Below are 19,518 nucleotides of genomic sequence, written 5' to 3'. Positions count from 1 at the left end.
CATGAGTGACATTCTTATTGTCGACGACGAGCGCGATATCCGCGAACTGATTTCAGATATCTTGCAGGACGAAGGCTTCACGACCCGGCTCGCCGGCAATTCCGACGACGCCATGACCGAGATACGCAACCAGCCGCCGGGCCTTCTGATCCTCGATATCTGGCTGAAAGACAGCAACATGGACGGGATCGACATCCTCAAGGCGGTCAAGCGCGACTATCCCGAGGTGCCCGTGGTCATCATCTCGGGCCACGGTAATATCGAAATCGCGGTCGCGGCCATCAAGCAGGGCGCCTACGACTTCATCGAGAAACCGTTCAACATCGACCAGCTGATGGTGGTGATCCGCCGCGGCATGGAAACCAGCCGCCTGCGCCGCGAGAACCTCGCGCTCAAGCGCCAGGGCAGCGGCCCGGCGGACATGCTGGGCGAAAGCCCGGCCTTCCGCACGCTGGTGGGCCAGCTCGACAAGGTCACGCGCTCGAACGGACGCGTCATGCTGTCGGGCCCCGCCGGCTCGGGCAAGGAACTGGCCGCGCGCTATATCCACGCCAATTCCGACCGCGCGAACGGTCCCTTCGTCTGCGCCGGCTGCGCCTCGATCGAGCCCGACCGCATGGAAGAGGTGCTGTTCGGGCGCGAGGCCGAGGACGGCACCGTCACCCCCGGCCTTCTGGAAGAGGCCAATACCGGCGTGATCTATTTCGACGAGGTCGCCGACATGCCCCTGGGCACACAAGGCAAGATCCTGCGCGTGCTGGTCGATCAGACCTTCCTGCGGGTGGGTGGCAGCGACAAGGTGCAGGTCGATCTGCGCGTCATCTCCTCGACCTCGCGCGACCTGGAATCCGAGATCCGGGGCGAACGCTTCCGGCGCGAGCTTTATCACCGCCTCAACGTGGTGCCGATCGCCGTGCCCAGCCTGGAGGACCGGCGCGAGGATATCCCCGTGCTGGCCGGCTATTTCATCGAGAAGCTCCATGGCGAGCAGGGCTTGCCCGTCCGCGCCCTGGGCGACGAGGCGGCGGCCCTTCTGCAGACCATGCGCTGGCCCGGCAACGTGCGCCAGCTGCGCAACGTGATCGAACGCATCCTGATCCTGGGCGACAGCGCGGGCGACATCACCGCGCGCGAAATCCCCGGCGACAGCGCGACGCCCAGCGACGAAGGCCGCGTGGTCCTGTCGGGCACGGTCGCCACCATGCCCCTGCGCGAGGCCCGCGAGGCGTTCGAGCGCGAATACCTCATGACCCAGATCAACCGCTTCGGCGGCAATATCAGCCGCACGGCGGAATTCGTCGGCATGGAACGCAGTGCGCTGCACCGCAAGCTGAAATCCCTGGGCGTGGTCACCGGCACCAAGGGCGCACGCCTGTCGGAGGATGAGGACGAGGGACCACAGGCCGCAACGGGATAAGCGGGGGCGAGAGGGCCGCGTGATGGCCAGCCCGCCGCGCCAGAAATGCGCCGCCTATAGTCGACACGCCTTCGGCGTGACGGTCGGTCTCCCTTTCGGCGATTGCACGCAATCGCCTTTCGGTCAACGGACGATCGCGCGGCGGCGCAGCTAGCTGCGCGTTGACTCCGCGCGAGAATGGCAGAGGCCGTGCGCCTGCGTCTTATCGGTCTGGCGCCTTTGCGGGCTTTGTGAATGGAGTTTCCGAAACACGATTGTGTCTTATCGTTGGCGTTCCCGTTCCGTAAGGATCGACAAGAGAGACGTCTACGGTGGTTTCGATATCTTCCCGCCGTCGCAGGTCACCGATATCCCAGCAGATTTGCACCCTGATCGCCCGCAAGTTCGGCGGAGGTGGCGGATCTTATCTTCAGCCTTCGGTTTCGGCCCCGCAGCCCTTGCTTCCTCTGGCCATAAATATCCCCGCCGGAGGCATCCCCGAGGCGGCCCCGCCGCCGAGATATCGAGCGCGCCGCAGGCGCTCCTTTTGGTCACGCCGCCCTATTCGGGATTCACGATCTGGTACTTCCCGCCCTTGATCCGGATCGCACAGGAATTTTCCGTCAGCGGCGGCTGCACGCGCGTCGCGGTGATCACCGTCGCCTCCACCACGTCGGGCGGGCAGGGTTTCAGGCTGACCTTCTGATAGCCCTGGTCGGCCATGCACTGCTTGGCCACCCGCGCGCGCAGGCCCTCGTTGGCGTCGTAACGCTCCCACCGGCCGGGCGACAACAGAACCCGGACCGTCCTGCACGCGCCCGCGCCGTTGCAGACCTGCCGATAGCTGTAGGTCGGCGGGATGTAGCGCGTCAGCGTGCGCACCGGCACCTCGCGCAGGGCGGCCACGTCGCATTGCGTCCGGTCGCGTTCGACTCCGCTCACCGGCGCGCCTTCCTTGTAATAGACATTGGTCGGCAGGCACCCTGCCAACAGCAGCGCGATCACGGTGAAAAGCGGGACTCGGAACCATCTCATACGCGCCAGCTTATCCGCCAAATTCGTGCAGGACAAAGCAATTGACCGTGACAGCCCCATCTGTCATGCAAAGCCTTCGATTGGGTCAATAAGGGCACAGCCCATGAAGGTCATCATCTGCGGGGCAGGGCAGGTCGGCTGGCAGATCGCACGCCACCTCTCGGGCGAACGCAACGACGTCACCGTGGTCGACAGCAACCCCGACCTGGTGCGCCGCGCCACGGAAACGCTGGACGTGCAGGGCATCAACGGTTTTGCCAGCTATCCCAACGTGCTGGACCAGGCCGGCGCGCGCGACGCCGACATGATCATCGCCGCCACCCATTCCGACGAGGTCAACATGGTGACCTGCCAGGTGGCGCATTCGGTCTTTTCCATCAACCGCAAGATCGCCCGCCTGCGCAGCCAGTCCTACCTCGACGCGATCTATTCCGACCTCTACCGCCGCGATCACATGCCCATCGACGTTGTGATCTCGCCAGAGCGCGAGGTGGCCGAGGCCGCGCTGCAACGGCTTGCCGCGCCGGCGGCCTTCGACACCGAGACTTTTATGGAAGGCCGCGCACAGCTTCTGGGCCTTCGGATCGAGGATGACTGCCCCATCGTCAACACGCCCTTGCGCCAATTGACCGACCTTTTCTCAACGCTCGAAGTGGTCGTGCTGGCCATCCGCCGCGATGGCAAGCTCTTCGCCCCCGAGGCCGAGGACCAGTTGTTTGTGGGCGACGACGCCTATGTCTTCGCCCCCACCGAGGACGTGCCGCGCACCATGGAGGTGTTCGGCAAGACCTCGCAGACGCAGGAACGGCTGGTCATCATCGGCGGCGGCAATATCGGCCTCAGCGTCGCCAAGCGGATCGAGACGCGCGGCAAGCGCACCCGCGTCAAGGTGATCGAGCGCGACCGCAAGGTGGCCGAACGGGCCGCCGACGCGCTGGAACGCACCATCGTGCTGAATGGCGACGGGCTGGATGCACAACTTTTGGCCGAGGCCAACATCTCGCGCGCCGACGCGGTGCTGGCGGTGACCGACGACGACAAGACCAACATGCTGGCCGCCGTGCGCGCCAAGGCCGAGGGCTGTCCCTTTGCCATCGCGCTGATCAACGACCCCACGCTGCTGCCGATGATGGAGCCCTTGGGCATCGACGCCTACATCAACCCGCGCTCCACCACGGTGTCCTCGATCCTGCGCCACGTCCGCCACGGGCGCGTGCGCTCGGTCTATTCCATCGGCGATGCCGAGGCCGAGGTGATCGAGGCCGAGGTCATGTCCACCTCCAACATCGCCGGCGCCGCGATCCGCGAGATCGACTTTCCCGAGGGCGTGCTGGTCGGGGCCATCCTGCGCGAGGGCAAGGTGCTGAAACCGTCGGGTGCCATGCGCATCGAGGCGGGTGACGTGGTGGTGATCTTCGCGCTCGCCTCGGACGTGAACCGGGTGGAACAGCTCTTGCAGGTCTCGATTGATTTCTTCTGAGACATCGTCGCCGGGCCTGACCGCCCGTCTGTTGCGGTTCCCGCTCATTCTCGTGCTCACCGGGATCGCCAGCGTCGCCATGCTGGGCCCCGCGCTTCATGCCTTCTGGCAGGATGATCATTCCGTCGCCCGCGCGTTTCTCTATTCCAGCGTGATGGGCCTCAGCTTTCTGTTGCTGGTGGGTCTGACCATCGCCGGCCGGCGGCAACAGGACAACACCGATATCCAGAACCTGGCGTCGCTGGCGCTGGCCTATACCGCGCTGCCGGTGTTCCTGGCGCTCCCCTTCTACGAGGGGCTGGAGACGACGCGCTTTCTGAACGCCTATGTCGAAATGGTCTCGTGCCTTACGACCACCGGCGCGACGCTGTTCGACAATCCCGCCCGCCTGGGCGACAGCCTGCACCTGTGGCGCGGCATCGTCGGCTGGTTCGGCGGTCTGCTGATCTGGATCGCGGCCTCTGCCGTGCTGGCGCCGATGAACCTGGGCGGGTTCGAGATCACCGTCTCGGCCGAACCGGGGCAGGGCGAGGACGCGCTCAGCCGCTTTCGGCGCGCCAGCTCGGCCCGCCGCATCGCGCAAAGCACACAGGTGCTGGCCCCGGTCTATGTGGGTCTGACCGGCGTGCTGTGGCTGATGCTGATGGTGGGCGGCGACCGCCCGCTGGTGGCCGCGGTTCATGCCATGTCCACCCTGGCCACCAGCGGCATTTCCGCCGTCGGCGGGGTCGAGAATGCGGGCAGCGGCTTTGGCGGCGAGATATTGATCTTTCTCTTCATGTTCTTCGCCCTGTCGCGCCTGACGTTTTCATCCGACACGCTGACCAGCCGCTCGACCAGCGTGCTCGACGACCCCGAGTTCCGCATCGGTGTGGCACTGGTGTTGGGCGTGCCGCTGATCCTGTTCTCGCGTCACTGGCTGGGCGCCTTCGATGTCGACCAGGTCGAGGATCTGGGCCAGGCGCTTCAGGCGCTTTGGGGCGGGATGTTCACCGTCATGTCGTTCCTGTCCACCACTGGCTTTCAGAGTGCGGCATGGGAGGCGGCGCAATCGTGGTCGGGTCTGGGCACGCCGGGGCTCCTGCTGATGGGTCTGGCGATGTTCGGCGGCGGCGTGGCCACCACGGCGGGGGGCGTGAAGCTGTTGCGGATCTACGCGCTCTACCTGCATGGCCAACGCGAGATGGAGCGGCTGATCCACCCCTCGTCGGTGGGCCGCGCCGGGGTCCACACCCGCCGGATGCGCCGCGAGGGCGCGTTCGTGGCCTGGATCTTCTTCATGCTCTTCGCATTGTCGCTGGCGCTGGTGACCGTCCTGATGGCGGCCTTCGGCGAAGACCTGCAAAACGCCATCGTGCTGTCGACCGCGGCGCTGGCCACCGCCGGTCCGCTCACACAGGTCGGCGCCGACGCGCCCATCGCCCTGCTGGAGATGCACCCGGTGGCCAAGCTGGTCTTCTCGGCCGCCATGGTGCTGGGTCGGATGGAAACCCTGGCCCTGATCGCGCTCTTCAACCCCAGCCTGTGGCGCCGCTGACCCCCCGCAATCTTTGCGCTGCGTGGCCGCGGTGTCACACCCTTGAAACATCGCCCGGGCAAGACGCCGCAACGATTTGATTTTTGGGCTGGAAACTCGGAAACGCGCACTCCATACTCCCGACCGAGGGAGAAAGGGGCGACCGACGGCCCCTCGCAAGAACAAAGGCTATAAAAACAATGGCGACAGACCGACAAAACCTGCAAGACGCATTTCTGAATCAGGTTCGCAAGACCAAGATCCCGGTTACCGTGTTCCTGATCAACGGCGTCAAGCTGCAAGGTGTCATCACCTGGTTCGACAATTTCTGCATCCTGCTGCGCCGCGACGGGCAATCACAGCTTGTCTACAAACATGCCGTGTCCACCATCATGCCCTCTCAGCCGGTCAGCCTTTACGAGGGCGATGACGGGTCTTGACCCAGACCGACGTTTCGGACACCCGCGCCTGGGTCCTGCACCCGGATATTCCCAGTTCAGACCGCGAGCGTGACCCCGCGCGCGCGCTCGAAGAGGCCGTGTCGCTGGCCCATGCCCTGCCGGGGCTTGATGTGCTGGGCGGCTCGGTCGTGCGGCTGCGCGACCCGCATCCCGGGATGCTGTTCTCGAAGGGCAAGCTGGCCGATCTGAAATCGCTGGTCGAGGACAACGAGGTCGAGCTGGTGTTGATCGACGGCCCTGTGTCGCCCGTGCAGCAGCGCAACCTGGAAAAGCAGCTGGGCGTCAAATTGCTGGACCGCACCGGGCTGATCCTCGAGATCTTTTCCGACCGCGCTGCGACCCGCGAAGGCGTGTTGCAGGTGGAAATGGCCGCGCTTTCCTACCAGCGCACCCGGCTTGTCCGCGCCTGGACCCACCTGGAACGTCAGCGTGGCGGCCTCGGCTTTGTCGGCGGGCCCGGCGAGACCCAGATCGAGGCCGACAGGCGGGCCATCGACGAACAGCTCGTGCGCCTGCGCCGTCAGCTGGACAAGGTCGTCAAGACCCGCACGCTGCACCGCGCCGCCCGCGCCAAGGTGCCGTTTCCCATCGTGGCCCTCGTTGGCTACACCAACGCCGGCAAGTCCACGCTGTTCAACCACCTCACGGGGGCCGAGGTGATGGCCAAGGACATGCTCTTTGCCACGCTCGATCCCACCATGCGCAAGATCGCTCTGCCGGGCGGCGGCCCCGAGGTGATCCTGTCCGACACGGTGGGCTTCATCTCGGACCTGCCCACCGAACTGGTGGCTGCCTTCCGCGCCACGCTCGAGGAAGTGCTGGCCGCTGACCTGATCGTGCATGTGCGCGACATCTCGCACCCAGAGACCGAGGAACAGGCGCGTGACGTGCACGAGATCCTGACCAGCCTCGGCGTTCTGGACACCACGCCCCAGATCGAGGTCTGGAACAAGATCGACCGTCTGACGCCAGAGGACCGCACCCTGGCCGAGAACCGCGCCGCGCGCCTCGAGAACGTGCAGCTTCTGTCGGCCATCACCGGCGAAGGCATGGCCGTGCTCAGCGACACCATCATCGCCCGCCTGGCGGGCGCCACCCGTGTCGAAACCGTCTCGCTGGGCTTTGAAGCGGGCCGCAAGCGCGCCTGGCTGTTCGAGAAGGGGCTTGTCGAGGACGAAGTGCAAGACGAGGATGGCTACAGCCTGACCGTGCGCTGGAACGACACGCAGAAATCGCAGTTCGACGGGCTCTGAGCACACCGTGCCTCGCGGCCTCGTGATTTGCGAAAACCCCGCTCTATGCCGATCTAGCTGTCTCAGCTACCCGAAAGGACGCAAGACATGGCCAAGACCTTCCACGAACTCGCTTTCACCGACGCCGTCCGCGCCATGCAGGAACAACAGGGCTCGGCGGCCATGTACGCGCGCAGCCTTGCGCCCGACGCCCCCGCCGACGACCGTCTTGGCCCCAACGAGGCACAGTTCATCGCCCTGCGCGACGGCTTCTACCAGGCCACGGTCAGCGCCACTGGCTGGCCTTACGTGCAGTTTCGCGGCGGTCCGCGCGGGTTTCTCAAGGTGCTGGACGACAAGACGCTGGGCTATGCCGATTATCGCGGCAACCGCCAGTATATCTCTGCCGGCAACCTTGCGGACAATGACCGTATCTCGCTCATTCTGATGGATTACCCCAACAGCGCCCGGCTCAAGATCCTGGGGCGCGTGGCCATTTCGGACGACCCCGAGCTGATCACCCGGCTGATGGACGCGGGCTACAAGGCCCGCCCCGAACGGGCCGTTGTCATCACCGTCGAAGGCTTCGACTGGAACTGCCCGCAGCACATCCCCGTGCGCCTGACGATGGAGGAACTGGAGCCCATCCTTGCGCCGTTCCAGCAGGAACTGGCCGACCTGCGCGCAGAGAACGCGGCGCTCAAGACCCGGCTGGACGCGGCTCAGTCGCTGTGAACCAGCCGCAGGTAAGGCCGTTCGCTGGGATGTGACAGCGGAGCGGGCCGCTCATGCCGGGCTTTTGGGGCAGGGGGCGCCAGCCGTGCCTGCTCTTCGCGGAACCCGGTGGCCGTCGCGTCGGTCAGGTCCAGCGGCGTCACCTTGCACGCGACGACCTTGAACCGGCGCGGCGTGCTGCCGATCGGCCCCGAGGTCACGAAACAGCCCAGCGCGCGAGAGATATCGCCCAGATCGCTGCGCAGCGGCAGCACGACCAGCGTCGCCGCCATGGCCGCGCGGCGGATGCCGCCGGGCGCGGTCAGGTCCAGCCGCAGCGTCGCGGGCCGCTCGAACAGGTCGACCAACGCGTCGGCCAGCTGTCCGCGGTCCTCGGGCGCGATCAGCGCCGACAGCGGCATCCCGCGTACTTCCATGCCCATCACGTCCGACAGGTGCGTGCCGGCGATCCGCAGCCGGGCGATGCCGGGGGCGACCTTTTCGGCGATGAACGCGTTGCTCAGCAGGCTTTCGATGCCGCGCGGGTCGATCTCGGTGCGCAGCGGCACGTCGCCGCCCCGGCGCATCCCCGACCAGTAGCTGACGAATTTTTGCAGATCGGCCTCGACGCGCGCCGTGTGCGCCTTGTCGCCTGCGGGGCGCAGATCGGCGATCTTGCCCAGGAACGAACTTCCAGAGTCATCCTTCATCGGTCTTTCCCCATCCGGCGCAGGGCCGGTCTCACCACTCTATTTTTCGGCTCCGGTCACGGGACCCGCCCGCCCGGATCGGCCGGCCAACTTCCCCGGTCCGGCCCTTGGAACCGCCTTGCAGTCCGATCAACTTGAATCAGATGCAATTCGACTTGAAACAACTGTGCCATAATTCCGCCCGATTTTGTTCAGTTTTCTTTCCGATTGGTTAACGCCCGGCGGCGCGTTGCGCTTGCGAAACTGACGTCAACGCACTAGGAAACCCCAGCAAGATCGGGCTTTTCGCGGCCCGCCCCGCATAGGATCAAATGCCCGTGACCCAATCGCCCTCGCCGCTGAATTCCATGACCGGGTATGCCTCGGGGCAGGGGGCCCATGGCCGGTACGGCTGGACATGGGATTTGCGCGCGGTCAACGGGCGCGGGCTCGACCTGCGCCTGCGCGTGCCCGACTGGATTGAGGGGCTCGAGCCCGCCTTGCGCGCGCGCCTGACCAAGGCGCTGGGGCGCGGCAATGTGACGGTGTCGCTGAAGGTGCAGGCGCAGGATGGCGGCGCGGCGGCGCAGCTGGACACCGATCAGCTCGACCGCGTGCTGGCGGCGATGACGGAAATCGAGTCGCGCGCGATGGCGCTTGGCCTGTCGCTGGCGCCGGCCAACGCCGCCGACGTGCTGGCGTTGCGCGGCGTGTTCGAGCCGGGCGCGCAGGACGAGGACACCGCCGACCTGGGCAAGGCGCTGGCCGCCGATTTCGAGGCTGTGCTGAGCAGTTTCCAGTCGATGCGCCGCCGCGAAGGGGCCGCATTGGCCGAGGTGCTGACCGGCCAGCTTGACCGTATCGCCGAGTTGACCGACGCCGCCGCCACCGCCGCCGAGGCTCGCCGCCCCGAGACCGAGGCGAATTTCCGCGCCGCGCTTCAGCGCGTCATGGACAATACCGATACCGTCGAGGAATCCCGCATCGCCCAGGAACTGGCTGTGCTGGCCGTAAAATCCGACGTCACCGAGGAAATCGACCGCCTGCGCAGCCACGTGGCCGCCGCCCGCGACCTGATCGCCGGGGGCAGTCCCGCGGGCCGCAAGCTCGATTTTCTCGCGCAGGAGTTCAACCGCGAGGCCAACACGCTGTGTTCCAAGGCACAAAGCAGCGCCCTGACCAGCGTCGGGCTGGAGCTGAAAAGCGTGATCGAACAGATGCGCGAACAGGTGCAGAATGTGGAGTGACCTGCAAAACCCTGTTTTGCAGGTCATCCCGGACTTGATCCTGCCTGCCCCGGGCTTGACCCGGGGGGATCCCCTTGCCACCTCGCGCCACCCCGTCCCGGGCCTGACCCGGGACCTCCCGGCCAAAGATTTTGCGCCGCCTTTGGCATCGCAACTCGGGAATCTACTCGCACCGGAGGCCCAATGAAACACCGCCGCGGCCTTCTGATCATCCTGTCCTCGCCCTCGGGCGCGGGCAAATCCACCCTGTCGCGCCGCCTGCGCGACTGGGATCAGACGATCTCGTTTTCCGTCTCGGCCACCACGCGCCCGCCGCGCGCCGGCGAAGTGGACGGGCAGGATTACCACTTTCTCGATGACAGCACCTTCCGTCGGCAGGTCGCGGCTGGCGAGATGCTGGAACACGCCCATGTCTTCGGCAATTTCTACGGCTCGCCCCGCGGCCCCGTCCAGGCGGCCATCGACAAAGGCCGCGACGTTCTGTTCGACATCGACTGGCAGGGTGCGCAGCAGATCCAGAACTCGGTTCTCGGCCCGCATACCCTGTCGATCTTCATCCTGCCGCCCTCGATCACCGAGTTGCACCGCCGGCTGGAAACCCGCGGCCAGGACAGCCCCGAGACCATCGCCAAGCGGATGCAGAAAAGCTGGGACGAGATCAGCCACTGGGGTGAATATGACTACGTGCTGGTCAATGACGACCTCGAGACCACGGACACAGCGCTGAAGACCATCGTCTCGGCCGCGCGCCTGCGCCGCCTGCAACAGCCTGACCTGAATGCCCATGTGCAACGCCTTCAGGCCGAATTCGAGGAGAGATGAATGCCCATCTACGCGCTTGACGACGTAATTCCGCAACTGGAAGAGGGCGCCTGGGTCGCGCCTGACGCCAACATCATCGGCAAGGTCGTGCTGGAAGAAAACGCCTCGGTCTGGTTCGGCTGCACCCTGCGCGGCGACAACGAGCGTATCGTCGTGGGCCAGGGCAGCAACGTGCAGGAAAACACCGTCATGCACACCGACCCCGGCTTTCCCCTGACCATCGGGCGCGGCTGCACCATCGGGCACAAGGCGATGCTGCATGGCTGCACGCTGGGGGAAAACACGCTGATCGGCATGGGCGCGACCGTGCTGAATGGCGCGAAAATCGGCAAGAACTGCCTGATCGGGGCCTGCGCGCTGATCACCGAGGGCAAGGAGATCCCCGATGGCAGTCTGGTGATGGGCGCGCCAGGCAAGATCGTGCGCGAGCTGGACGACAAGGCCATCGCCGCCTTCACCGCCACCGCGCTGCACTACCAGAAGAACGCCGCGCGCTATCGGGCGGGACTGCGCCGCATCGACAACACATGAACCAGGGCAATATCGCCACGCTCTTGCAGGCGATTCCCTTGGCGTCGCTGCTGATCGGCCGGGGCGAGCGCATTCTTGGCGCCAACGACCGCGCCGTGGCGCTGCTGGGGCCGGGGCTGACCGGGCGGCATTTCATCACCGCCATTCGCCAGCCCACCGTGCTCGACGCGGTCGAGGCGTCCTTGCGCGACCGCGAAACGCGCCAGACGCGCTATCTTTCCAGCGCCGGCGCGCAGGACACCGCTTTCGCCGTCACATGCAGCCCGGTCGAAACCGAGGCGGGCTCGGGCGTTCTGTTGTGCTTTGAGGATGTCACGCATCTGGAACAGGTGGGCCAGATGCGCCGCGATTTCGTGGCCAATGTCAGCCATGAATTGCGCACGCCGCTGACCGCGCTCCTGGGCTTTATCGAAACCCTGCGCGGCCCGGCGCGCAACGATCCCGTGGCGACCGAGCGGTTCCTGGGCACCATGCAGGTCGAGGCCAGCCGGATGGAGCGCCTTGTGAAGGACTTGTTGTCGCTCAGCCGGGTCGAGGCGCAGGAACGCGTGCGCCCCACCGACCGGGTCGACCTGATCCGGCTGATCCATGCCGTGATCCACGCCACCCGTCCCATCGCCGAGGAGGCGGACGTGACCATCGTCTTCGAGACCGAGGTGCAAGAGATCCACGTGCCCGGCGATGCCGACCAGCTGCACCAGATCCTGACCAACCTGATAGAGAACGCGGTCAAGTATGGCGGCCCCGGCAAGACCGTCACCGTCAAGCTGGCGGCGCATTCCGATCACCCCGCGCTGCGCGGCCCCTCGGCGGTGATTTCCGTGATCGACCAGGGCCCCGGCATCGAAGAGGTGCACATCCCCCGCCTGACCGAACGCTTCTACCGTGTCGACAGCCACCGCTCGCGCGAGATGGGCGGCACCGGGCTTGGGCTGGCCATCGTCAAGCATATCGTCAACCGCCACCGTGGCCGGCTGAAGGTCGAATCGGAACTGGGGCAGGGCACCCGCTTCGACGTGATTCTGCCCTCGCGCGCCGCCCCGCCGCAGGCCTGACGCTCACCCCGGTTTTGCGCCGCAAGGTCAACCCGAATTAATTCGCCGTCAGCCTTCACAAAAACCGGCCTGTCATAAAACCGTTACAAAACTTTAACAAAAGCGTCGTGCCCGAGGCGTAGCAGGGCGCCAAGGTCGCCCGCTGCAAGGTGACCGGGATACATGGATATCAGGAGCTATAAATGTCCTTCATGAAAATGACCGCCTCTACCCTGGCGATCGCGGCCGTTTCGGCCACCGCTGCCGCTGCACGTGACAACGTCCAGGTTGCCGGTTCCTCGACCGTTCTGCCCTACGCGTCGATCGTGGCCGAGCTCTTCGGCGAAAACACCGACTTCCCGACCCCGGTCGTGGAATCGGGCGGCTCGTCGGCTGGCCTGAAACGCTTCTGCGAAGGCGTTGGCGAAAACACCATCGACGTGGCGAACGCCTCGCGCGCGATTCGCGAAAAAGAGATCCAGGCCTGCGCCGACAACGGCGTGACCGACATTATCGAAGTGCGCATCGGCTATGACGGCATCGTCTTCGCCTCGCAACAGTCCGGTCCCGAGTTCACCGCGTTCGAGCCCACCGACATCTTCAACGCCATCGGCGCCACCGTGCTGAAAGACGGCGAGCTGGTCGAGAACACCCACGAAAGCTGGGCCGAGTTCAACTCCGAGCTGCCCGACGCCGAAATCGCGATGTTCATCCCCGGCACCAAGCACGGCACCCGCGAAGTCTTCGAAGAGAAGGTTCTGCTGGTCGGCTGCGAGGAAACCGGCGCGATGCAGGCCATGCTGGACAGCGGCATGAGCGAAGATGAAGCCGAAGACGCCTGCCTTGACGTGCGTCAGGACGGCAAGTCCGTGGACATCGACGGCGACTACACCGAGACCCTTGCGCGCATCGACGCCAACACCAACGGCATCGGCGTGTTCGGCCTGGCGTTCTACGAGAACAACACCGACAAGCTGAAGGTGGCCACCATGGGCGGCGTCGCGCCCTCGACCGAGACCATCGCTTCGGGTGAATACCCGGTGTCGCGTCCGCTGTTCTTCTACGTCAAGAAAGCGCATATCGGCGTGATCCCCGGCCTGAAAGAGTACGCACAGTTCTTCGTCGCAGACGAGATCGCAGGCCCCGGCGGCCCGCTGTCGAACTACGGCCTGGTCGCCGACCCGGAACTGGCAGACACCCAATCGATGGTCGAAGCCGAAGAAACCATGGGCAGCGGCTCCTAAGCCTCTGACCACCGGGGGCGGCACATTCCGCCGCCCCCAACCCCTTTTAGGTAATTTTTCCAGACAGACGGATGGGGGGCTCATGCCGACACTCTGGCTATTTCTGATCGTGCTTGGCATCGCGGCGGTGGGCTACGTGCTCGGTCGCGGGCGGGCGCTTCAAAGCGTGGGGGGCGACAACCGCAAGCTCCACTCCCTGCCGTCCTATTACGGCGCGAACGTCCTGATCAAAGTGGTCGTTCCCGCCTTCCTGCTGATGATCGCCTGGCTGCTGATCCAGCCGATCGTGGTCAGCAACACGATTTCGGGCATGATCCCCGACCGCTCGGTCGACAACACCGGCTCGCTGGGCCTGGTGATGGCCGAGGTGCGCCGCACCGCCGAAGGCCTCGACAATGCCGTGGCGCAAGGCCTGATGGACGAAGACTTCGTCAACAGTGCCCGCGCCGACCTCGCCGACGTCACCCAGCGGCTCAAGGATGCGGGCCAGATCGTCACATCCGAGGTGACCCAGCCCATCCTGAACGCCGCGCAGCGCTACCGGGTCATGAACGCCACCGGCAACCTGATGATGACCGTCGCCGTGCTGGTGCTGGCCGTGCTCGGCGCGCTCTGGGGCCTGCGCGAATCCCAAGGCGATTTCCGCGCCCGCAACACGGTCGAGCAAAGCATCCGCGCGCTCTTGATCGGCGCCGCCTCCATCGCCATCCTGACCACGGTCGGCATCATCCTGTCGCTCGTGTTCAACACGATCGAGTTCTTCCGGCTTTATCCGGCCTCCGATTTCTTCTTCGGCACCAACTGGGCGCCCAGCTTCTCGGGCCGGGGCGGCAGTTCCGACCTCGGTGTCATCCCGCTCCTCTGGGGCACTTTCTACATTTCGATCGTGGCGCTGGCCGTGGCCGTGCCCATCGGCCTCTTCGCCGCGATCTACCTTTCGGAATACGCCTCGCCCAAGGTCCGCTCGGTCGCCAAGCCGCTGCTCGAGGTGCTGGCCGGCATCCCCACAATCGTCTACGGCCTCTTCGCCCTGCTGACGGTCGGTCCTCTGCTGCTGAAGGTCTTCGGCGACGACGGGCTTGGCATCATGCAGGCCGGCACCGCCGTCATGACCGCCGGCCTCGTGATGGGCATCATGCTCATCCCCTTCGTCAGTTCGCTTTCGGACGACATCATCAACGCGGTGCCCCAGGCGATGCGCGACGGCTCCTACGGCCTCGGCGCGACACAATCGGAAACCATCCGCCAGGTGGTGCTGCCCGCCGCGCTGCCGGGCATCGTCGGCGCGATCCTTCTGGCCGCCAGCCGCGCCATCGGCGAGACGATGATCGTGGTGCTGGGGGCAGGGGCCGCCGCACGGCTCAGCCTCAACCCGTTCGAGGCCATGACCACCGTGACCGCCAAGATCGTCAGCCAGCTCACGGGTGACGCCGATTTCGCCTCGCCCGAGGCGCTGGTGGCCTTCGCATTGGGCATGACGCTCTTCGTCATCACGCTCTGCCTCAACGTCTTCGCCCTCTACATCGTGCGCAAATACCGGGAGCAGTACGAATGACCGACGCAACGTTCAACGGCACCAGCGGCGGCGGTCGCGGCCGCTCCTCGCTCAGCACGGCCGACGCCAACACCAAGCGCCGCAACGCCGCCGAGAAACGCTTTCGCGCCTACGGGCTGACGGCGATCATCATCGGCCTGTTCTTCCTCGTGGTGCTCTTCTTCTCGATCATCCGTTCGGGCCTTCCGGCCTTCACCCACACCGTGGTCGAGATGGAGTTCACCCTGAGCCAGGCACAATACGAAGAGGCCGAAGACCAGCTCTTCAAGACCAAGGCCTATTCCAACCTCTTCATCGCCCAGCTTCAGCAGCAGCTTCAGGAACGCGGGATGGAGGTCGAGTTCGACGAGGCCGCCATCGAGCGCCTGCTGGGCAAGGTCGGCGGCAACCTGCGCGAATACTACGCCGGCAACCAGAACCGTCTGGGCGAGCCGGTCGAGTTCTCGCTCTCCGCCTCGTCGCGCGTCGACGGCTATTTCAACGGCCGTGTCACCCGCGAAAGTATGCAGGACAGCCGCTTCCTCATGGCCTCGGACCTCGATCTGGTCGATGCGCTGCGCAATGCGGGCATCATCAAGTCCGAATTCAACTGGAACTTCATCACCGGCGCGGATTCCGGCGTCGACAACCCCGGCGGGGCCGGGATCGGCGCCTCGGTCATCGGCTCGTTCTTCATGATGCTGGTGGTGCTGGTCCTGTCGCTGCCCATCGGCGTCGCCGCCTCGATCTATCTCGAAGAATTCGCGCCGCAGAACCGGTTCACCGACCTGATCGAGGTGAACATCTCGAACCTCGCCGCCGTGCCGTCCATCGTCTTCGGTATCCTCGGCCTCGCCGTCTTCATCCAGTTCATGCACCTGCCGCAATCCGCCCCGCTGGTGGGCGGGCTGGTGCTGACGCTGATGACCCTGCCGACGATCATCATCTCCACCCGCGCCTCGCTCAAGGCGGTCCCGCCGTCGATCCGCGACGCGGCCCTCGGCGTCGGCGCCTCGAAAATGCAGGCGGTCTTCCACCACGTGCTGCCGCTCGCCATGCCCGGCATCCTGACCGGCACCATCATCGGCCTCGCGCAAGCCCTGGGCGAAACCGCGCCGCTTCTCCTGATCGGCATGGTCGGCTTCGTCGCCCGCGGCTACCCTGACGGCTTCGTCGCCGGCTTCACCGAGCCCAACTCGGCCATGCCCGCCCAGATCTACACTTGGGCTGCCCGCGCCGACGCCAGCTTTTACGAAAAAGCCTGGGGCGGGATCATCATCCTTCTGGTCTTCCTGCTGACCATGAACATCATCGCCATCATCCTGCGCCGCCGCTTCGAGCGCCGCTGGTAGAAAGGGACCTCCCCATGTACGATACGCCAAATACGGAGAGAGCCGTGGATCAGAAAGACATCAAATTCTCGGCCAAGGGCGTTCAGGTCTATTACGGCGACACCCATGCCATCAAGGACGTGGACGTCGCGCTGGAAGACAAGACCGTGACCGCCTTCATCGGCCCCTCGGGCTGTGGCAAGTCCACCTTCCTGCGCTGTCTCAACCGGATGAACGACACGATCGACATCTGCCGGGTCGAGGGCGACATCCTGCTCGATGGCGAGGATATCTACGACAAGAAAGTCGACCCGGTGCAACTGCGCGCCAAGGTCGGCATGGTGTTCCAGAAACCCAACCCGTTCCCCAAGTCGATCTACGACAACATCGCCTACGGCCCCCGCATCCACGGCATGGCCAAGTCCAAGGCCGACCTCGACGAGATCGTCGAGCGCGCCCTGCGCCGCGGCGCCATCTGGGACGAGGTCAAGGATCGCCTGCAAGCCTCCGGCACGGGCCTCTCGGGCGGCCAGCAACAGCGTCTCTGCATCGCCCGCGCCGTGGCGACCGAACCCGAGGTGCTCCTGATGGACGAGCCGTGTTCGGCGCTCGACCCCATCGCCACCGCCCAGGTTGAGGAGCTGATCGACGAGCTGCGCACCGAATACTCGGTCGTGATCGTGACCCACTCGATGCAGCAGGCCGCCCGCGTCAGCCAGAAGACCGCCTTCTTCCACCTGGGCAACCTGGTGGAATTCGGCGAAACCGGCAAGATCTTCACCAACCCCGAAGATCCCCGCACCGAAAGCTACATCACCGGCCGGATCGGCTAAGGAGCGCACGCTATGAACGACGAACACATCTCATCGGCCTTCGACCGTGACCTCGAAACCGTCCAGGCGCTGATCATGAAGATGGGCGGCCTGGTGGAAGAGGCGATCATGAACGCCGCCATTTCGCTCGACACCCGTGACGAGGAACTGGCCGAAAAGGTCCGTGCCGGCGACCGCGTGATCGACGACCTGGAAGAGCAGATCGACCAGGAAACCGCGCGCACCATCGCCCTGCGCGCGCCCACCGCCATCGACCTGCGCGTGATCCTGACGGTGATGAAAATCGCCTCCAACCTCGAACGCATCGGCGACTATGCCAAGAACATGGCCAAGCGCACCACCGTGCTTGCGCAGATGACGCCGATCACCGGCGCCACGTCCTCGCTGCGCCGCATGGCGCGCGAAACCGAGCGGATGCTGCGCGACGTTCTGGACGCCTATATCCAGCGTGACGCGGCACTGGCCCGCGAGGTCATTCAGCGCGACCACGACGTGGACCAGATGTACAACGCGCTTTTCCGCGAATTCCTGACCTTCATGATGGAAGACCCGCGCAACATCACGCCCTGTATGCACCTGCACTTCATCGCCAAGAACACCGAGCGCATGGGCGATCACGTCACCAACATCGCCGAACAGGTGGTTTATCTGGTCACCGGCACCATGCCCGAAGACAACCGCCCCAAAAGCGACAAGACCTCGCTCGATCCCAAAGTCTCGCCCCAGGTCGGCGCATAGCGAAGGACACAAGACGTCATGGCAAGCGAACAGCCCAGCGTTCTTCTGGTCGAGGATGAACCGGCCCAGCGCGAAGTGCTGGCCTACAATCTCGAGGCCGACGGCTTTGCCGTCACCCGCGCCGAAAACGGCGAAGAGGCCCTGATGCTGGTCGAAGAGGCCGCGCCAGACCTCATCCTGCTGGACTGGATGCTGCCCAACGTCTCAGGGATCGAGGTCTGCCGCCAGCTCAAGACCCGCTCCGAGACGCGCAACGTGCCGATCATCATGCTCTCGGCCCGCTCCGAGGAGGTGGACCGCGTGCGCGGGCTGGAAACCGGCGCCGACGACTACGTCATCAAGCCCTACTCGGTGATCGAGCTCATGGCCCGCGTCCGCGCCCAACTGCGCCGCACACGGCCCTCGACCGTGGGCGAACGGCTGGAATACGAGGATATCATCCTCGATTCCGAGACCCACCGCGTCACCCGCAAGGGCGAGGGTCTGAAACTCGGGCCGACCGAATTCCGCCTGCTGTCGACCTTCATGGAAAAGCCGGGCCGCGTCTGGAGCCGCGAACAGCTTCTCGACCGCGTCTGGGGCCGCGACATCTATGTCGATACCCGCACCGTCGACGTGCATATCGGCCGGCTGCGCAAGGCGCTCTGCCAGCATGGCGGCGCCGACCCGCTGCGCACAGTGCGCGGGGCAGGGTACTCGCTGGGCTGATCGCGCCGCGCCCGCCTTTCACTGTTCTCCAAATACTCAATCCAAACAAACAAAGCGTGGCGCAGCCACTCAATTTGGTCGGTTGCGCTCCGGCCGGGCCCGTCTACTACTGTCGCAGTAGACCGGACCGCAAAGGACGCAGATCATGCCCCCACTTCACGACAAGGTCGCGCTCGTCACAGGCACCTCCGCCCCCAACGGAATCGGACAGGCCATCGCCCGCAGGCTGGCAGAGGACGGCGCGCATGTGGTCGTCACCGATCTCGGCGGCTCCATCGAGGTCGACGGCGTCGCCACCCCGCGCCTCTCGCTGCTGGAAACGCTCGCCGCCGACCTCGATCCCACGGGCACGGCGCTCGAACTGGACGTCACCGATGCCGCGCAGATCGACGCGGTCGTGGCGCAGGTGCAACGCAGGCTCGGGCGCGTCGACATCCTGGTCAACAACGCCGGCAGCCTCGCGGGCGCGGACAATTTCATGTCCACCACGCCCGCCCAGTGGACGAACAGTTTTAACGTCAACCTCCTTGCCCCAATGATGCTGACGCGCGCCGTGATCCCGGCGATGCAGGCCGCCGGGGGTGGCCGGATCATCAATATCGGCTCCACCGGCAGCCTGGGAGCCGAACCCGGGTTCGGCGCGTACACGGCGATGAAACACGGGCTGGTTGGCCTGACCAAGACGATCGCCGCCGAGTTCGGCCCCGACGGTATCCTGTGCAATATCGTCTGTCCCGGCTACATCGCCACCGACATGCACATGGCCGCCAACACGCGGATCGCCGGCGAACGCGGGCTGAGCGTGGAGGAGGTCAAGGCGCAGCGCTACGCCAGCGTGGCGCTGCGCGACGCGGGCCGACCCGCCGACGTGGCCGATGCCGTGGCCTATCTGGCCGGCCCGCAGGCGCGCTATGTCACCGGAATCACGCTGCCGGTCTCGGGCGGCGTTCCCTACGGCATCTGATCTCGGACG

The 19,518-nt window shown here is 65.5% G+C and carries 19 protein-coding genes; 17 read left to right on the top strand and 2 right to left on the bottom strand.

Features of this window, described 5'->3' with window-relative positions; all coding sequences use genetic code 11:
- Nucleotide 1: 1 nt before the first annotated feature.
- Nucleotides 2-1,417, top strand: coding sequence for a nitrogen assimilation response regulator NtrX (gene ntrX, locus XM53_RS00825; protein WP_057789338.1), 1,416 nt, complete (start codon nucleotides 2-4; stop codon nucleotides 1,415-1,417).
- 540 nt (nucleotides 1,418-1,957) lie between these two features.
- On the opposite strand, the gene XM53_RS00820 is transcribed toward ntrX, so the two are convergent.
- On the bottom strand, nucleotides 1,958-2,431 hold the full coding sequence (locus tag XM53_RS00820; protein ID WP_057789337.1) for a hypothetical protein: 474 nt from the start codon (nucleotides 2,429-2,431) through the stop codon (nucleotides 1,958-1,960).
- An 88-nt stretch (nucleotides 2,432-2,519) separates the two neighbouring features.
- Between XM53_RS00820 and trkA the strand changes: the two genes are divergently transcribed.
- From trkA to XM53_RS00795, 5 genes are all read left to right on the top strand, one after another.
- A complete protein-coding gene (trkA, locus tag XM53_RS00815) occupies nucleotides 2,520-3,911 on the top strand; it encodes a Trk system potassium transporter TrkA (protein ID WP_328586658.1) in 1,392 nt (463 codons plus the stop codon).
- A gap of 16 nt (nucleotides 3,912-3,927) precedes the next feature.
- Nucleotides 3,928-5,448, top strand: coding sequence for a TrkH family potassium uptake protein (locus XM53_RS00810; protein ID WP_057790272.1), 1,521 nt, complete (start codon nucleotides 3,928-3,930; stop codon nucleotides 5,446-5,448).
- 179 nt (nucleotides 5,449-5,627) lie between these two features.
- Nucleotides 5,628-5,867: an RNA chaperone Hfq gene (gene hfq / locus XM53_RS00805; RefSeq protein ID WP_057789335.1), complete on the top strand. Its 240-nt coding sequence runs from the start codon at nucleotides 5,628-5,630 to the stop codon at nucleotides 5,865-5,867.
- Nucleotides 5,864-7,141 carry a GTPase HflX gene (gene hflX, locus XM53_RS00800; RefSeq protein WP_057789334.1) on the top strand — a complete coding sequence of 426 codons (1,278 nt, stop codon included), beginning with the start codon at nucleotides 5,864-5,866 and terminating at the stop codon, nucleotides 7,139-7,141. The genes hfq and hflX overlap by 4 nt, the downstream gene beginning before the upstream one ends.
- Nucleotides 7,142-7,228: 87 nt before the next feature.
- Nucleotides 7,229-7,855 (top strand): pyridoxamine 5'-phosphate oxidase family protein, encoded by a 627-nt coding sequence (locus tag XM53_RS00795; protein WP_057789332.1) that lies wholly within the window; start codon nucleotides 7,229-7,231, stop codon nucleotides 7,853-7,855.
- Here XM53_RS00795 and XM53_RS00790 read toward each other — a convergent pair.
- Entirely contained in the window at nucleotides 7,843-8,544 is a 702-nt protein-coding gene (locus XM53_RS00790) for a PAS domain-containing protein (RefSeq protein ID WP_057789331.1), read from the bottom strand. The genes XM53_RS00795 and XM53_RS00790 overlap by 13 nt on opposite strands.
- Nucleotides 8,545-8,861: 317 nt before the next feature.
- Here XM53_RS00790 and XM53_RS00785 point away from each other — a divergent pair, with 317 nt between their 5' ends.
- The 11 genes from XM53_RS00785 to XM53_RS00730 all read left to right on the top strand — a co-directional run bounded on the left by XM53_RS00785 (nucleotide 8,862) and on the right by XM53_RS00730 (nucleotide 19,509).
- A complete protein-coding gene (locus XM53_RS00785; protein ID WP_328586657.1) occupies nucleotides 8,862-9,770 on the top strand; it encodes a YicC/YloC family endoribonuclease in 909 nt (302 codons plus the stop codon).
- 183 nt (nucleotides 9,771-9,953) lie between these two features.
- Nucleotides 9,954-10,592 carry a guanylate kinase gene (gene gmk / locus XM53_RS00775; protein WP_057789329.1) on the top strand — a complete coding sequence of 213 codons (639 nt, stop codon included), beginning with the start codon at nucleotides 9,954-9,956 and terminating at the stop codon, nucleotides 10,590-10,592.
- A complete protein-coding gene (locus tag XM53_RS00770) occupies nucleotides 10,593-11,123 on the top strand; it encodes a gamma carbonic anhydrase family protein (protein WP_057789327.1) in 531 nt (176 codons plus the stop codon).
- Nucleotides 11,120-12,178, top strand: coding sequence for an ATP-binding protein (locus XM53_RS00765; protein WP_057789325.1), 1,059 nt, complete (start codon nucleotides 11,120-11,122; stop codon nucleotides 12,176-12,178). The genes XM53_RS00770 and XM53_RS00765 overlap by 4 nt, the downstream gene beginning before the upstream one ends.
- A gap of 182 nt (nucleotides 12,179-12,360) precedes the next feature.
- On the top strand, nucleotides 12,361-13,401 hold the full coding sequence (locus XM53_RS00760; RefSeq protein ID WP_057789323.1) for a substrate-binding domain-containing protein: 1,041 nt from the start codon (nucleotides 12,361-12,363) through the stop codon (nucleotides 13,399-13,401).
- An 82-nt stretch (nucleotides 13,402-13,483) separates the two neighbouring features.
- Nucleotides 13,484-14,956: a phosphate ABC transporter permease subunit PstC gene (pstC, locus tag XM53_RS00755; protein WP_057789321.1), complete on the top strand. Its 1,473-nt coding sequence runs from the start codon at nucleotides 13,484-13,486 to the stop codon at nucleotides 14,954-14,956.
- Nucleotides 14,953-16,287 carry a phosphate ABC transporter permease PstA gene (gene pstA / locus XM53_RS00750; protein ID WP_057789319.1) on the top strand — a complete coding sequence of 445 codons (1,335 nt, stop codon included), beginning with the start codon at nucleotides 14,953-14,955 and terminating at the stop codon, nucleotides 16,285-16,287. Before pstC ends, pstA begins: the two co-directional genes overlap by 4 nt.
- A gap of 14 nt (nucleotides 16,288-16,301) precedes the next feature.
- A complete protein-coding gene (pstB, locus tag XM53_RS00745) occupies nucleotides 16,302-17,099 on the top strand; it encodes a phosphate ABC transporter ATP-binding protein PstB (RefSeq protein ID WP_057789315.1) in 798 nt (265 codons plus the stop codon).
- A gap of 12 nt (nucleotides 17,100-17,111) precedes the next feature.
- The gene (gene phoU, locus XM53_RS00740) at nucleotides 17,112-17,837 is read left to right on the top strand and encodes a phosphate signaling complex protein PhoU (RefSeq protein WP_057789312.1); all 726 of its coding nucleotides are present in this window, start codon (nucleotides 17,112-17,114) and stop codon (nucleotides 17,835-17,837) included.
- A gap of 18 nt (nucleotides 17,838-17,855) precedes the next feature.
- Nucleotides 17,856-18,545 (top strand): phosphate regulon transcriptional regulator PhoB, encoded by a 690-nt coding sequence (gene phoB, locus XM53_RS00735; RefSeq protein ID WP_057789308.1) that lies wholly within the window; start codon nucleotides 17,856-17,858, stop codon nucleotides 18,543-18,545.
- A 145-nt stretch (nucleotides 18,546-18,690) separates the two neighbouring features.
- Nucleotides 18,691-19,509 (top strand): SDR family NAD(P)-dependent oxidoreductase, encoded by an 819-nt coding sequence (locus XM53_RS00730; RefSeq protein WP_057789302.1) that lies wholly within the window; start codon nucleotides 18,691-18,693, stop codon nucleotides 19,507-19,509.
- Nucleotides 19,510-19,518 lie beyond the last annotated feature (9 nt).

The organism is Roseovarius atlanticus (assembly GCF_001441615.1).
In the GTDB taxonomy this organism is placed as follows: domain Bacteria; phylum Pseudomonadota; class Alphaproteobacteria; order Rhodobacterales; family Rhodobacteraceae; genus Roseovarius; species Roseovarius atlanticus.
Note: the sequence above shows the minus strand (reverse complement) of the source record. Positions and strands in the feature narration are given on the sequence as shown.

Excerpts from the sequence above, each read along its gene's own strand:
- ntrX (WP_057789338.1), top strand. The coding sequence starts at position 2 with ATGAGTGACATTCTTATTGTCGACGACGAGCGCGATATCCGCGAACTG.
- XM53_RS00820 (WP_057789337.1), bottom strand. The coding sequence starts at position 2,431 with ATGAGATGGTTCCGAGTCCCGCTTTTCACCGTGATCGCGCTGCTGTTG.
- hfq (WP_057789335.1), top strand. The coding sequence starts at position 5,628 with ATGGCGACAGACCGACAAAACCTGCAAGACGCATTTCTGAATCAGGTT.
- XM53_RS00795 (WP_057789332.1), top strand. The coding sequence starts at position 7,229 with ATGGCCAAGACCTTCCACGAACTCGCTTTCACCGACGCCGTCCGCGCC.
- XM53_RS00790 (WP_057789331.1), bottom strand. The coding sequence starts at position 8,544 with ATGAAGGATGACTCTGGAAGTTCGTTCCTGGGCAAGATCGCCGATCTG.
- gmk (WP_057789329.1), top strand. The coding sequence starts at position 9,954 with ATGAAACACCGCCGCGGCCTTCTGATCATCCTGTCCTCGCCCTCGGGC.
- XM53_RS00770 (WP_057789327.1), top strand. The coding sequence starts at position 10,593 with ATGCCCATCTACGCGCTTGACGACGTAATTCCGCAACTGGAAGAGGGC.
- XM53_RS00765 (WP_057789325.1), top strand. The coding sequence starts at position 11,120 with ATGAACCAGGGCAATATCGCCACGCTCTTGCAGGCGATTCCCTTGGCG.
- XM53_RS00760 (WP_057789323.1), top strand. The coding sequence starts at position 12,361 with ATGTCCTTCATGAAAATGACCGCCTCTACCCTGGCGATCGCGGCCGTT.
- pstC (WP_057789321.1), top strand. The coding sequence starts at position 13,484 with ATGCCGACACTCTGGCTATTTCTGATCGTGCTTGGCATCGCGGCGGTG.
- pstA (WP_057789319.1), top strand. The coding sequence starts at position 14,953 with ATGACCGACGCAACGTTCAACGGCACCAGCGGCGGCGGTCGCGGCCGC.
- pstB (WP_057789315.1), top strand. The coding sequence starts at position 16,302 with ATGTACGATACGCCAAATACGGAGAGAGCCGTGGATCAGAAAGACATC.
- phoU (WP_057789312.1), top strand. The coding sequence starts at position 17,112 with ATGAACGACGAACACATCTCATCGGCCTTCGACCGTGACCTCGAAACC.
- phoB (WP_057789308.1), top strand. The coding sequence starts at position 17,856 with ATGGCAAGCGAACAGCCCAGCGTTCTTCTGGTCGAGGATGAACCGGCC.
- XM53_RS00730 (WP_057789302.1), top strand. The coding sequence starts at position 18,691 with ATGCCCCCACTTCACGACAAGGTCGCGCTCGTCACAGGCACCTCCGCC.